We start from the raw sequence: 13,125 nt of genomic DNA, 5'->3' as shown, positions 1-13,125 counted from the left end.
CTGCACGGCGCCGCCCACCGTATGCCAAGCTGGTGACAGAGGCTTGCAAATCGGCTATCCAAGGATCAGGACGGGACGCAACGGAGAACCGAGGAATGGGCGAGTACAAGCGCGGTACCATGGATATCCGCAGTCATGAGAAAACCTTCGAAGGCTTCGTCAAGCTGGCCACCTGGGCCGGCGGCATCGCCATCCTGGCCCTGATCTTCCTGGCGCTGGTCAACAGCTGATCCCCCGACATCCGCCTGCCATGAGAAGGAGCGCCGATGCGCCGCCTCCTGTTGAGTATGCTGCTGCTTGCCAGCCTGTCCGCCTGCGGGGCCGAATCGCTGTGGGCCCCGAATGCCGAAGTCGCGCGCTACCGCTATACGGCGCCGGGACCGCGCACGTTGACGCTGATCACGGTGATCAACAACCGCTCCGGCGCGGGCGGGCATTCGGCGCTGATGATCAACGATACGCAGCGGGTGATGTTCGATCCCGCCGGCACCTGGACCAACCCGCGCGCGCCGGAACGCAATGACGTGCATTTCGGCATGACGCCGGCGGTACTGGACAATTTTCTCGACTACCACACGCGGATCACCTGGCACACGGTCGAGCAGACGATCGTGGTACCGCCCGCGGTGGCCGACGAGGCACTGAAGCTGGTCGAGACCAACGGCGCCGTGCCCAAGGCGTTCTGCGCCGACAACACCTCGAAGATCCTGCGCCAGCTGCCGGGTTTCCAGTCGCTGCCGCAGACCTTCTTCCCGGTGACCTTGATGGACGCCTTCGCCAAGCTGCCGGGGGTGAAGACGCGGGTCTATTACGATACCGACCCCGACGTGAACACCGAAAAGCTGGAGCCCGAGACCCCGGTCAAAGCCAGGGTCGACGGCTAGTCCGGCGCCCGGCCCGGCATCCTGCCCGCCGCCCGGCGTGCTGCCCTGTCCAGCCGCTTGTCCCGCGCCTTTTCGGGCGACACCCGCCACCGCATGGAACGAATCCCGCCGGCGCCGATGGCCGCGCCGAGGTCACCAAATCCCCGCCCCGCGCGGGTCGGCAAGGAATTGCGCAATCTCGACCGGCCTCGGCATCGGGGACGTTCCGGCACCGGAACCTCTGGACTGCGGCCGGGCTTCGACTTAGGCAATCGTCGGGGGTGAAGGGACCCCGTGTCCCGCGGGAGCCGACCGATTGCACGACATGGCCGAGATCTACATTCGCCGGGGCCTGGCTTCGGCCCACCGCGCCGAGGCCGCGCGGCTTTACTGGCAGGCCTTCGCGCCCAAGCTGGGCCGGGTGATGGGCCCGGAAGACCTGGCGCTGACCTATCTGGCCCGGGTCATGCGCGCCGATCAGGCGCTTTGCGCGATCGGCACCAATGGCGTGCTGCTGGGGCTGGCGGGCTTTCGCACCCGGGCCGGGGCCTTCGCCCATGGCAACCGCCACGACATGGCCGCGATCTATGGGCCTTTCGGCGCGATCTGGCGCATCGCCGCATGGCGCCTTCTGGGCCCCGAGCGCGAGCCCTGGTTCTTCCAGATCGAGGGCCTGTGCGTCCGCGAAGAGGCCCGCGGCTGTGGTGTCGGTTCGGCGCTGGTCGAGGCCGCCTGCGCCGAAGCCCGTGCCCGGGGGCATTCCGAAGTTCGCCTTGACGTCAGCGATGACAACCTTCGCGCCCGGGCGCTTTACGAACGCGCGGGCTTCACCGCCACCGGCGGCGAGCGCCTGGGCGCGCGCGCCGTGCTTTTCGGCTATCGCGAAGCGACGCGGATGGTGCGCCGGCTGGGCTAGCGGGCCAAGCGCGCCGGGGCGTCGCGAAATTCGACGCCGGGGGTTTCACCCCCCCGGACCCGCCTGAGATATTTGGACCAGTAAGAAGGCAAGGAAAGTTCCCTGGCGTCGTTTCGGTTCCGGGGCCGCGGGGGCGTCCGCCCGCCAGCCTAGCACCACGAGGCCCGAGCCCCCGCCCTACCGCCGCCGCCCTTCGCGCAGCCAGGCGCCCAGCGCGAAGAAGGCCGCGAGCGCCAGAAACGCCCAGGCGGGCAGGAACGGGCTGACGCGTAGATCGCGCGTCACATAGGCGTGACGCGGGGTGATCCCGATCCAGCCCCGGCCCGATGCCGCGCGTCCCGCGGCGACCCGACGGATGCCGGGGATGCCATCCTCGACCCGGTGCGCCCCGCCGCGATGCACCGCCAGCAGCGGTTGCAGCTTGGCCGGCGTCGCGATGGTTTCCTCGAATTCCTTGGGCGCGCTGGGGCCGACCGCGACCACCGCCTTCTTGCCGCCCTCCTCCAGCCGATAAAGCCCCAGTCCCGGCGCCGTCCAGCTGCCCGTGAAGCGACCCGGTTCGGTTTCCGTCAGCGGCGCATGGTAAAGCTTGCCGTCCGGGCCGGTGATCGTCACCCTGTCGTGTCCCTCGCTAAGCGAGCGGCGCACGATCTTGATCGTGGCGCCCTCGGAGGTGGCGGTCAGCGCCTCTTCCTCCAGTTCCGGCTCCTTCATCAGCCAATGCGCCAGCCGGCGCAGCAGCTCCAGCTGCGGACCGCCGCCCTCGTAGCCGCGCGACCAAAGCCAAGCCTCGTCCGAGGCAAGCAGCGCGACGCGGCCCTTGCCCTCGCGCTTGAGGATCAGAAGCGGGTCGTGGTCATAGCCGGTCATCAGGACCTGGCCGCCGCGGTTCTTGACCTCGACCTGGCGGAACCAGCGGCCCCAGCCGGGGCCCTTCTCGCCCGGTTTCGGTTTCGGCCCGAAGGCCGCCAGCCCCTCGGTCACCGGGTGGCGGTCGCCAAGCTTGGTGATCTCGGGTTTGAAGCCGCCGACCAGCACCTGGCTTGTCGGCACCACCGGCAGGATCGACCCCAGCGGCGAGCGCCACAGGCTATCGACCGAGCCGAATTCCGGCCCCGCCGAGACCAGCACGGCGCCGCCATTTTCGACATAGTCCTTGACGTTTTGCAGATAGGCCGATGGCAGGATGCCGCGCCGCCGGTAACGGTCGAAGATGATCAGGTCGAAATCCTTGATCTTCTCGACGAACAGCTCGCGCGTCGGGAAGGCGATCAGCGACAGCTCGGACACCGGCACGCCGTCCTGCTTTTCCGGCGGTCGCAGGATGGTGAAATGCACCAAGTCCACCGAAGGATCGGATTTCAGCAGGTTGCGCCAGACGCGTTCGCCGGCATGCGGTTCCCCCGACACCAGCAGCACCCGCAGCCGGTCGCGCACGCCGTTGATCTGCACCACGGCGGCGTTGTTGCGATCGGTCAACTCGCCCTTCTGCGCGGGCACGTTGAACTGCAGCACATTCATCCCGCCATGCGGAAGCGTCACCGGCAGATCAAGCGGCTTGCCCACCGGCACCCGCACGCTCTGCGTCTTGCCGCCGTCGACCGAGATTTCCAGCGTCGCGGTCTTGCCCGCGCTGGCCGGCACCGCGCCCTGGTCGGCGACTTCCAGCGTCAGCTTCACCGGCTCGCCCATGATCGCATAGGCCGGCGCGTCCTTGACGATCAGCCGGCGGTCCCAATCGTCCCGGTGGCCGGTCAGCAGCACGTTCACCGGCGCGGGCACATCGGGGGCCTGGGCCATGTCGTCGATCTGGCCGTCGGTGATCAGGATGGCGCCGGCGACCCGGGCGCGGGGTTCTTCGGCCAGCGCGTCCGACAGCGCCCCCATCATCAGCGTGCCACCATCCCCCGGCGCGTCGCCGACCGAGACCTCGCGCACCTCGGTATTGGGCAGGTCCTTCAGTTCGGCCTTGATCTGCGCTTCGGCGGCGGCGGTCTGGGCGGGCCGGTCACCGATCTTCTGGCTGGAGGAATGGTCGGTGACCAGCAGCACGATATCCGACAGCGGCGCGCGATCCTCGGTCTGGATCGAGGGGTTGGCGAGCGCCAACAGCAAGACCGCCGCCGTCAGCCCGCGCAGCCACCAACCTGACAGCCCACGCCACAGCGCCAGCGCCACCGCCAGCACCGCGACACCCGCCGCGACCCAAAGCACGGGCCAGGGGATCAGCGGCGCGAAGACGACCTGGCCGATATCCGCCCCCAGGTTCATTGCCCCAGCCTTTCCAGAAGTGCCGGCACATGGACCTGGTCGGATTTATAGTTCCCGGTCAGCACATACATGATCAGGTTGACGCCGAAGCGGTAGGCGATCTCGCGCTGGCGCTCGCCGGCGTAGCCGCTGCCGACCGGAAACATCGGCAGGCCATGCGCGTTCACGGCCCAGGCCGCCGCCCAGTCGTTCGATCCGATCACCACCGGCGTCACCCCGTCGTTGAGGTTGCGAAACGGCATGCCCTCGACCTTCTTCGCATCGGGGGGCGCGGCCTCGACCCAGGTGATGCCGCTGTCGTAGCGGCCCGGAAAATCCTGGATCAGATAGAAGGTGCGGGTCAGCACATGGTCCTTGGGCACCGGCGACAGCGGCGGGATGTCCAGCCCCAGCGCGATCTGGCGAAGCCGCCGCTGGTTCGGCGTCACGACGCCGCCGACGGCAAGGTCGGCATCGCGGGTGTCGAAGACGATCATGCCGCCGGTGCGCAGATATTCGTTCAGCTTGGCATAGGCCCCGGCAGATGGGATCGGCTCATCCGCAGTGATCGGCCAGTAGAGGAACGGAAAGAACGACAGATCGTCGGTCTCGATATTCACGCCCATCGGGGTTTTCGGCTCGACCGAGGTGCGTTCGGTCAGCACGTCGGACAAACCCTGAAGCCCCGCCTGTGCGATCGCATCGACACGGGCGTTGCCGGTCAGCACATGGGCCAGAACCATGCCTGCGGTGGCCTGGATCGCGAAGGCGTCCCCCGGTTTGGTGATGTTCTGCGCCCGCCCCGGCCCCGGATAGGCGGCCAGCGCGATCAGCACCAGCGCCGCCGTCGCCCCGCCCCGCACCCCAGCCCGCGCGCTGCGACGCAGATGGCCCGACAGCGCCATCGAGGCGAGAATGTCGAACAGGAACAGGATCAGCGCGGCGCACAGCAGGATCCAGGCCAACGGGGTTTCATGCGTGGCGTTCAGCCCCTCCACCACGACGCCCGGCGGCCAGGCGGCGGGTTTCAGCACGGTCTTGGCATCGGTCACGTTCAGCGCCAGGCGCCGGTCACCGCTGCGGTAAAGGCCCGGCGGCGTCTCGGGCCCGGCCCGCGCCGCGATCAGGCGCTCGCCGGCAAGGCCCGCCATCTGGCCCGCGTCGCTTGTGGCGCCAAAAGCGTCCAGCAGCCGCACCGGCACCCAGGTGGTGCCCTTCATCTGTGTGGCGTCGGGCCGCTCGGGGCGGGTCGAGACCGCCAGCCGGTTCAGCATCTGCACGAAGAGGCCCGACAGCGGCAGCGTCGACCATTCGGCATTGGCGGTGACGTGGAACAGCACCACCTGCCCCTTGCCCACCGCCTTGCGGGTGACCAGCGGCGTGCCATCGGCAAGGCTGGCGATGGTGCGCTTGGAAAGCGTCGGGTCGGGCTGGGCCAGCACCTGGGCCTTGACCGTGACATCCCCGGGGATCGCCAACCCGTAGAACGGCGAATCCTTGGGAAAGGGCGCCAGCTTCTTGGGCTGGCCCCAGCTCATGGCGCCGCCCACCGTGCGCCCGCCCAGCCGCAGCCGCACCGGCATCAGCGGGTCCTCGGTCTCGCGCGACAGATCGCTGGCCGCCAGCCGCGGCCCGGCGAACCGTACCAGAAGGCCGCCCTTGCGGGTCCAGGCCAGCAGCGCCGTTTCCTCGTTCGGGCTAAGCTTGGCGATATCGGCCAGAATGATCACATCCGGCGCCGCCAGCAGGATGTCGTCGAAGGAGCCGTCGATCAGGTCGGTCGTCGGCGCCAGCGCCTCGCGCAGGTAAAACAGCGGCGACAGCAGTTGCAGCCGCTCGCGGTCCGGCGGCCCCAGAAGCGCCACCTTGCGCCGCTTGAGCGCATCGTCGGTCAGGCTGATGGCCCCGGCGGTGCGGCTGCCGTCGATCTGGAACCGGGTGACGCGGTTGCGCAATTCGGGTTGCATCTGCAGCCGCGCGGTGGCTTCCGAGGCGCCCGGCGCGAAGGTCAGCGCGGTCTGCGCCAGGACCCGCTCGACCCCCGAGGGCCCGGGGCCGCGGGCCATCACGTCGATCCGGGCGCGGGGGCCGGCCGCGGCACGCAGGGCGGTCACCTCGATCGCACCGTCGCGAAAGATCGGCGGGCGCAGCGCATAGACCGGGCGGCGGCTTTCGATCACCCGCACCGGGCCATGACGTTCCAGCGCCTCCAGCAGCGCCGGGTGGCTGTCCCGGGCCAGCCCGTCCGACAGCCAATAGGTCTGGAACCGGCCGCTGAGCCCCGCGGCCCAACGCGCGACCGCCCTGGCATCGGGCGCCCAGGGTTTGGGCTGGATGTTGGGCAGCCGGCTTTCCCAGGCGCGGGCCTCCATGAACTGCGGCCCGCCCGCGCCGTCCCGCGCCTGTGCCGGCAGGTCGGTCAGCGACACCACGGCCACCGGGCGGCCGGCACGCCCTGCCTCCTGCAAGAGCGCGACGATGCGGTCGGTGCGGCGCGACCAATCGCGCGCCGAGGCCCAACTGCCATCCGTCAGGATCAACAGCGGGCCGCGCCCGGCCTCGTCCTGGCGGGGGTTCAGGACCGGCCCGGCGAAGGCCACGATCACCGCCGCCAGCGCCAGCATGCGCAACAGCAGCAGCCACCACGGGGTGCGGTCGGTCTCGGGGCGGTCGTCGCGCAGGCCCAGAAGCAGCGCGACGCCGGGAAACCGCCGCCGGATCGGCGCCGGCGGCACGGCGCGCAGCAACAGCCACAGGGCCGGCAGCGCCAACAGCCCCAGCAAAAGCCAGGGCATGCCAAAGCCGATCGGACCCAGCACCCACATCAGCGCCCGCCCTCCAGCGCGTGGTACAGCCACAAAAGCGCACCCAGCGGTGGCTCTGCGCTATGATGGCAGAGGTATTGCCAGCCGGTCAGCCGGGCCAGCGCCATCAGCCTGTCCTTGCGCTCGGCCAGACGTTCCAGATAGCGGCCGCGCAGATCGCCCGCGCGCAGGGTTTCATGGCGCAGCGCGCCCGACATCGATTCGAAGATCGTTCGTCCGTCGAAGGGAAAGGCCTCTTCCACCGGGTCGAGCACCTGGACCAGCGCGCCGCGCACGCCGGCATCGGCGGCCCGCGTCAGCGCGGCCTCCACCTCTGCCGGATCGCCCAGGAAATCCGACAGAAAGACCGCCCGGCCATTCGGGGCCAGACTGTCGGCCCGGGGAACGCCGTAATCGGGGATGTCCCGGTCCCCAGCCGGGTCATCGGCGTCTTCCTTTGCGCCCAGCCCGCCCAGTGCCAGCGCCAGCCGCAGGACCTGCGCGTTGCCCGAACGCGGCGCGACCTCGGGCGCGGTCAGGCCCACGCGTTCTCCGCCCTTGACCAGCAGCACCGAGGCGGCCAGCGCCAACAGCCGCGCGCGGTCGGCCTTGGGCGGGCGGGTCCGATCGCCCGAGAAATCCATCGCGCGCGATCCATCGACCCAGAACACCACCGATTGCGCCGCCTGCCATTCCTTTTCACGCACGAAATGCGCATCCGACCGGGCCGAGCGGCGCCAGTCGATCACGCGCGCCTCATCGCCCGGATGGGCGGGGCGGTATTGCCAGAATTCATCGCCCAGCCCCGCCCGGCGCCGGCCATGGGCGCCCAGCATCACCGAGGCCGCCAGCCGTTCGGCCTCGGCCAGCAGCGGCGGCAGGCTGCCGGCGAGCGTTTCCGCCCGGCCCCGAAGACGGGCAGAGGCGGCGGGGTCTATCACGCGGCGGCCTCGATGCGGGTGACGCGGGCGGTGACGGCGTCGATCACGCCCTCCAGCGTCTCGCCCCGCGCCCGCGCCGCGAAGGTCAGTGCCATGCGGTGGCTGAGCACCGGGCGTGCCATGGCGGCCACGTCCTCGGCATTGGGGGCAAGACGGCCCTCTTGCAGCGCCCGCGCGCGCACCGTCAGCATCAGCGCCTGCGCGGCGCGCGGCCCCGGCCCCCAGGCGACGGCATCGGCCACTTGCGGGCCGGCCTCGGCCTCGCCCGGGCGGCAGGCGCGCACCAGATCAAGGATCATCTCGACCACGGCCTCGCCCACCGGCATCCGGCGCAGCACCGCCTGGGCGGCAAGCAGTTCCTCGGGGGTGAAGACCTGATCGGATTGCGCCTCTTCCAGCCCGGTGGTGGCGATCAGGATGTCGCGCTCGGTCCGGCGTTCTGGGTAGGGCACGTCGACGCGCACCAGGAAACGGTCAAGCTGGGCCTCGGGCAGGGGATAGGTGCCCTCCTGCTCGATCGGGTTCTGGGTGGCCAGCACATGGAAGGGCCGCCCCAGGGGCCGCGGCTGGCCCGCGATCGTCACTTCGCGTTCCTGCATCGCCTGCAGCAGGGCGGATTGGGTGCGGGGAGATGCGCGGTTGATCTCGTCCGCCATCAGAAGCTGGCAAAACACCGGCCCTTGCAGGAAGCGAAACGACCTGCTGCCATCGGAGGCGGTTTCCAGCACTTCCGAGCCCAGGATATCGGCGGGCATCAGGTCGGGGGTGAACTGGATGCGGTTGGAATGCAGCCCCATCACCTTCGACAGCGTCTCCACCAGACGGGTCTTGCCCAGGCCTGGCAGGCCGATCAGCAGCGCATGTCCCCCGCACAAAAGCGCCGAAAGCGTCAGCCCGACGACCCTGTCCTGACCGATGAAGCGCTTGTCAACCGAAGCGCGGGCAAGGGCAAGGCGCTCTCCCAATGTTTCGATCTCGGCGACAAGTCCGGCATTCTCGGTCATGACATCCCTCCGTGAGACTCTATATAGGTCATTAGACCGGACAATGCCCCACGGTACAAATGACAAAAGAGCCCACCTCGGAAAACGCACCCGCGGGAAACCGGCCCGCCCCCTCGGCCGAAAGCCTGGCCTCGGCTGCGGGCAAGGCCGCAAAGAAGGGCCCGCCGCCGGTGCATCTGTGGAATCCGCCGTTCTGCGGCGACCTGGACATGCGCATCGCGCGCGACGGCACCTGGTTCTACCTCGGCACCCCGATCGGGCGGCACGGGCTGGTAAAGCTGTTCTCGTCGATCATCCGCAAGGACGGTGACGATTACTTTCTGGTCACCCCGGTCGAGAAGGTGGGCATCACCGTCGACGATGCGCCCTTCGTCGCCGTGGATTTCGAAACCGAGGGCCTGGGCCGCGACCAGAACCTGATCTTCGTCACCAATGTCGAGGACGAGGTGACGGCCGGCCCCGACCATCCGATCCGCGTCCAGCGCGATCCGCAAACCGGAGAGCCCGCGCCCTATGTGCTGGTGCGCGCGAATCTGGAGGCCCTGATCGATCGCAAAAGCTTCTACCGGTTGGTCGAGCTTGGCGCGCATTCCTCCGAGGGCACCCCGGATGGCGCCAACTGGTTCGGCCTGTGGTCGGGGGGGCGGTTCTTTCCGATGATCCCCTCGGCGGAATTGCCTTGACGGCCGGGCCGGGTCGCGAATTCTGCGTCGCACCGTCGCGGCGCGCAGGCACCTTGGGGTGATTTGAGGCAAAAGCGCTTGACCTTTGCTTCTCGCGACTGTTGAACCACGGCTGACTTTCGCACAGGACAGGCGCCGGCCACTCATGGACGATCAGAACAAGAACCTCATCCTCGCCACCGCCCTTAGCCTCGCGGTGATTCTGGCATGGTTCTGGCTGTTCCCGCCCCCCGAGAACACCCCCAAGCCGCAAGACAAGGGTCAGGCTGCGCAGACCACGCAGGATCAGGCAAAGGCGCCAAGCCTGGCCGCCACCGCGCCGACCGCCGAGGCGCCGCAGACTGGCGCGGCCCCCGCGCCCGACAAATCCGTCGCCGCGCGTGTCGCCAAGCTGCCGCGCATCCGCATCAATACCCCGACGCTCGAAGGCTCGATCTCGACGCTGGGCGGGCGGATCGACTCGCTGAAGTTGAAGAATTACCGTCAGACTGTGGCCAAGAATTCGCCGCTGGTGGATCTGCTGAAACCGGCAGGCACAGAGGACCCCTATTACGCGCTTTACGGCTGGGCCCCAGGCGGCAGCTTGCAATCGTCCGACGTGCCCGGCCCCAACACCGTCTGGACCGCGCCCAAGGACGCGGTGCTGAGCCCCGGCCACCCGGTCACCATGACCTGGACCAACAGCAAGGGCCTGACCTTCAGCCGCACGCTGAGCATCGACGACAAGTACATGTTCACCGTAACCCAGAAGGTGCAGAACACCGGTGCCGCGCCGGCGCGGCTGGCGCCCTATGGCATCGTCGCGCGCCACGGCATCCCCAAAGGCAAGATGTATTATCTGCTGTTCGAGGGCGTCTACCAGATGGCCAACGGCAAGCTTGAGGAGGTCTCCTACAGCGACCTGAAGAAGGCCGGGCCGGTTCAGAACGTGGGCGACCACGCCAAGATGCAGCCGGGCGTCAGCACCGGGTGGACCGGGATTACCTCGAAGTACTTCATGACCGCGCTGGTGCCCGAGCAGGGCGCGAAGGCGACCCAGACCGCGCAATATGTGCCCGGCAGCGACATCTACCAAGTCAGCGTGCAGGAACCCACGGTAACCGTGGCCCCTGGCGCCAGCGTCGAGACCAAGACCCGGCTGTTCGCCGGTGCCAAGGTCTACGACATCCTGAAGGGCTACGAGAAGCAGGGTGTTCCGCGCTTTATCGACGCGATCGACTGGGGCTGGTTCTTCTTCCTGACCAAGCCGATCTTCCTGGTCCTGGATTTCATCCACTCGCTCGTCGGCAACATGGGCGTCGCGATCATCCTGCTGACCGTGTTCCTGAAGGTCCTGGTCTTCCCGCTGGCCTACAAGTCCTACGTCTCGATGGCGCGGATGAAGGAGCTTCAGCCCGAGATCGAGAAGCTGAAGGAACGCGCCGGCGACGACCGCGCGATGATGCAGAAGGAGATGATGCAGCTTTACAAGGAGAAGAAGGTCAATCCGGCGGCGGGCTGTCTGCCGATCCTGATCCAGATCCCGATCTTCTTCTCGCTGTACAAGGTGATCTACGTCACCATCGAACTGCGCCAGGCGCCGTTCATCGGCTGGATCCGCGACCTGTCGCAGCCCGATCCCTCGTCGATCCTGAACCTGTTCGGGCTGTTCCCCTGGCCGACGCCGGGCATCGATTCGCCGCTGCACATCATCTCGTTGGGGCTGTTGCCGATCCTGCTGGGCATCTCGATGTGGCTGCAGCAGAAGCTGAACCCCGCCCCCGCCGACGCGACGCAGAAGATGATCTTTGCCTGGATGCCCTGGGTGTTCATGTTCATGCTGGGATCGTTCCCCTCGGGGCTGGTGCTGTACTGGATCACCAACAACACGATCACCTTCTCCCAGCAGTACATCATCATGCGCAGCCACGGGCACAAGCCCGATGTCTTCGGCAACATCATCTCGGGCTTCCGACGCAAGAAGAAGGCCAGTAGTAAATGACGCCGACACTGGCCGGGATCTGGCGCCACCCGCTGAAATCTCACGGACGCGAGGAACTCGCGTCCGTTTCCCTTTCCGAAGGGGCCTGCCTGCCCTGGGACCGGCACTGGGCCGTCGCGCATGAGGCCGCCAAGCTGCCCGAGCCGATGACCTGGGCACGCTGTGTCAATTTCAGCCGCGGCGCCAAGGTGCCGGCGCTGATGGCGATCTCGGCCACGTTGGACGAGGCTTCGGGACGGCTGACCCTGACCCATCCAGACCTGCCCGTCCTGACCTTCGATCCCGAAACCGACGATCGCGCCTTCCTGGACTGGATCACGCCGCTGATGCCCGACGATCGCGCCGCCCCGGCCCGCATCGTGCGTGCCCCGGGGCGTGGCATGACCGACAGCGCCTTTCCCTCGATCGCGATCCTGAACATGGCCTCGAACCGGGCGCTCGGCGCGGAGCTGGGACAGGATCTCAGCCCGCACCGTTGGCGCGGAAACCTCTGGGTCGAAGGGCCCGAGCCGTGGGAAGAGGTCACATGGTTGGGCCGCGATCTGCGGATCGGCGACGCGGTTCTGCGGGTCGAGGAACGCATCACCCGCTGCAAGGCGACCACCGCGAACCCCCAGACCGGCCGCATCGACGCCGACACCCTGGGCGGGCTTTCGCGCATCGGCCAGGGGCAGGAGTTCGGCCTTTACGCCCGCGTCGTCCGCTCTGGCCGCATCGCACGCGGCGACCGGATCGAGGTATCGTGATGCTGCAATTCCCGCTGGCGGAAGATCCTGACGAGGCCACCCGCGAAAAGGGCCGGCTGCTGTTCGCGGGTGAGGTGACGTTTCTGAAGGGCGTGGTGGCGATGTCCGGCCTGCCCGCGGCGGACCGGGTCGAGGTGTGCTTTGCCGGGCGTTCGAACGTGGGCAAGTCGAGCCTGATCAACGCGCTGACGGGGCGCAAGGGGCTGGCGCGGGCCTCGAATACGCCCGGACGCACGCAGGAGATCAACTATTTCGCCCTGGGCGCGCAGGGCTATCTGGTGGACCTGCCCGGTTACGGCTTCGCCAATGCGCCGGTGGCGGTCGTGGCGAAGTGGCAGGCGCTGCTGAAAAGCTATCTGGCGGGGCGGGCGACCCTGCGCCGGGCCTTCATGCTGATCGATGCGCGCCATGGGGTGAAGCCGGTCGATGCCGAGATCATGGACCTGCTCGACCGTGCGGCGGTGACCTTCCAGGTGGTGATGACAAAGGCCGACAAGATGAGCGCGGAAGGCCTTGAAAAGACCCTTGCCCAGACTCGCGCGGCCCTGGCCCGGCACCCTGCCGCCTATCCCGAGATCGTGCTGACCTCGGCCGAGAAGGGCATAGGCCTGCCGACCCTGCGCGCGATCATCGCCGGGCTTGACTGACGGCGCGGGCCTTCACCGGAGCCGGGGTCTTGAATTGCCGTGTCGGCGGCGGGGGCGCTGCCCCCTGCCCCCCCGGCGTGTTTGTCGAACGATGAATGGGAAGGGCGCCGTTTGCTCTTCACCTTGGGAGATAGGCTTCCCGGGATCGTCGAACTTGCGACGGCGCCGGGACTGCGTGGCAGAGTCGGGGAGTAGTGAGCTACTCCCCGTCTCTTGGACAGGATCTGGCGTAAATTAAGCTACTCGTTGCACCTGCTGATCGGGTTGATTGATATCATTTCTCTGCCAAT

Annotated in this window: 11 protein-coding genes; 7 read left to right on the top strand and 4 right to left on the bottom strand. The window is 68.2% G+C overall.

All coding sequences use genetic code 11. The features are described from left to right. Positions 1-95 precede the first annotated feature (95 nt). The 3 genes from BLV97_RS03335 (at position 96) to BLV97_RS03325 (ending at position 1,779) form a co-directional block, all read left to right on the top strand. A complete protein-coding gene (locus tag BLV97_RS03335) occupies positions 96-230 on the top strand; it encodes an aa3-type cytochrome c oxidase subunit IV (RefSeq protein ID WP_035841863.1) in 135 nt (44 codons plus the stop codon). 36 nt (positions 231-266) lie between these two features. Beyond that, on the top strand, positions 267-884 hold the full coding sequence (locus BLV97_RS03330) for a hypothetical protein (protein ID WP_035841861.1): 618 nt from the start codon (positions 267-269) through the stop codon (positions 882-884). A 304-nt stretch (positions 885-1,188) separates the two neighbouring features. Beyond that, a complete protein-coding gene (locus BLV97_RS03325) occupies positions 1,189-1,779 on the top strand; it encodes a GNAT family N-acetyltransferase (protein ID WP_035841859.1) in 591 nt (196 codons plus the stop codon). 177 nt (positions 1,780-1,956) lie between these two features. Here the strand turns inward: BLV97_RS03325 and BLV97_RS03320 are convergent, their stop codons facing one another. Genes BLV97_RS03320 through BLV97_RS03305 form a run of 4 tightly spaced genes read right to left on the bottom strand, consistent with a single transcriptional unit; the run spans position 1,957 to position 8,778 of the window. Then, positions 1,957-4,050, bottom strand: a complete 2,094-nt coding sequence (locus tag BLV97_RS03320) for a membrane protein (protein ID WP_035841857.1) — start codon at positions 4,048-4,050, stop codon at positions 1,957-1,959. After that, a complete protein-coding gene (locus BLV97_RS03315; RefSeq protein WP_035841854.1) occupies positions 4,047-6,854 on the bottom strand; it encodes a DUF4159 domain-containing protein in 2,808 nt (935 codons plus the stop codon). Before BLV97_RS03315 ends, BLV97_RS03320 begins: the two co-directional genes overlap by 4 nt. Further along, positions 6,854-7,774 carry a DUF58 domain-containing protein gene (locus BLV97_RS03310; protein ID WP_035841852.1) on the bottom strand — a complete coding sequence of 307 codons (921 nt, stop codon included), beginning with the start codon at positions 7,772-7,774 and terminating at the stop codon, positions 6,854-6,856. The genes BLV97_RS03315 and BLV97_RS03310 overlap by 1 nt, the downstream gene beginning before the upstream one ends. Then, positions 7,771-8,778: an AAA family ATPase gene (locus BLV97_RS03305; protein ID WP_035841849.1), complete on the bottom strand. Its 1,008-nt coding sequence runs from the start codon at positions 8,776-8,778 to the stop codon at positions 7,771-7,773. Before BLV97_RS03305 ends, BLV97_RS03310 begins: the two co-directional genes overlap by 4 nt. Before the next feature lie 59 nt (positions 8,779-8,837). Here BLV97_RS03305 and BLV97_RS03300 point away from each other — a divergent pair, with 59 nt between their 5' ends. The 4 genes from BLV97_RS03300 (at position 8,838) to yihA (ending at position 12,835) form a co-directional block, all read left to right on the top strand. Further along, entirely contained in the window at positions 8,838-9,461 is a 624-nt protein-coding gene (locus BLV97_RS03300; protein WP_035841847.1) for a DUF1285 domain-containing protein, read from the top strand. Between the two features lie 145 nt (positions 9,462-9,606). Further along, complete coding sequence (yidC, locus tag BLV97_RS03295; RefSeq protein WP_035841845.1) at positions 9,607-11,442, top strand: membrane protein insertase YidC; 1,836 nt, start codon at positions 9,607-9,609, stop codon at positions 11,440-11,442. Next, positions 11,439-12,188, top strand: a complete 750-nt coding sequence (locus BLV97_RS03290) for an MOSC domain-containing protein (RefSeq protein ID WP_035841843.1) — start codon at positions 11,439-11,441, stop codon at positions 12,186-12,188. The genes yidC and BLV97_RS03290 overlap by 4 nt, the downstream gene beginning before the upstream one ends. Next, a complete protein-coding gene (gene yihA / locus BLV97_RS03285; protein WP_035841841.1) occupies positions 12,185-12,835 on the top strand; it encodes a ribosome biogenesis GTP-binding protein YihA/YsxC in 651 nt (216 codons plus the stop codon). The genes BLV97_RS03290 and yihA overlap by 4 nt, the downstream gene beginning before the upstream one ends. Positions 12,836-13,125 lie beyond the last annotated feature (290 nt).

This window comes from Allgaiera indica (assembly GCF_900106675.1).
Lineage (GTDB): Bacteria > Pseudomonadota > Alphaproteobacteria > Rhodobacterales > Rhodobacteraceae > Acidimangrovimonas > Acidimangrovimonas indica.
Note: the sequence above shows the minus strand (reverse complement) of the source record. Positions and strands in the feature narration are given on the sequence as shown.

Bases quoted from the DNA above. Each gene is read 5' to 3' on its own strand.
- BLV97_RS03335 (WP_035841863.1), top strand. From the start codon at position 96: ATGGGCGAGTACAAGCGCGGTACCATGGATATCCGCAGTCATGAGAAA.
- BLV97_RS03330 (WP_035841861.1), top strand. From the start codon at position 267: ATGCGCCGCCTCCTGTTGAGTATGCTGCTGCTTGCCAGCCTGTCCGCC.
- BLV97_RS03305 (WP_035841849.1), bottom strand. From the start codon at position 8,778: ATGACCGAGAATGCCGGACTTGTCGCCGAGATCGAAACATTGGGAGAG.
- BLV97_RS03290 (WP_035841843.1), top strand. From the start codon at position 11,439: ATGACGCCGACACTGGCCGGGATCTGGCGCCACCCGCTGAAATCTCAC.
- BLV97_RS03315 (WP_035841854.1), bottom strand. From the start codon at position 6,854: ATGTGGGTGCTGGGTCCGATCGGCTTTGGCATGCCCTGGCTTTTGCTG.
- yidC (WP_035841845.1), top strand. From the start codon at position 9,607: ATGGACGATCAGAACAAGAACCTCATCCTCGCCACCGCCCTTAGCCTC.
- BLV97_RS03325 (WP_035841859.1), top strand. From the start codon at position 1,189: ATGGCCGAGATCTACATTCGCCGGGGCCTGGCTTCGGCCCACCGCGCC.
- BLV97_RS03300 (WP_035841847.1), top strand. From the start codon at position 8,838: ATGACAAAAGAGCCCACCTCGGAAAACGCACCCGCGGGAAACCGGCCC.
- BLV97_RS03320 (WP_035841857.1), bottom strand. From the start codon at position 4,050: ATGAACCTGGGGGCGGATATCGGCCAGGTCGTCTTCGCGCCGCTGATC.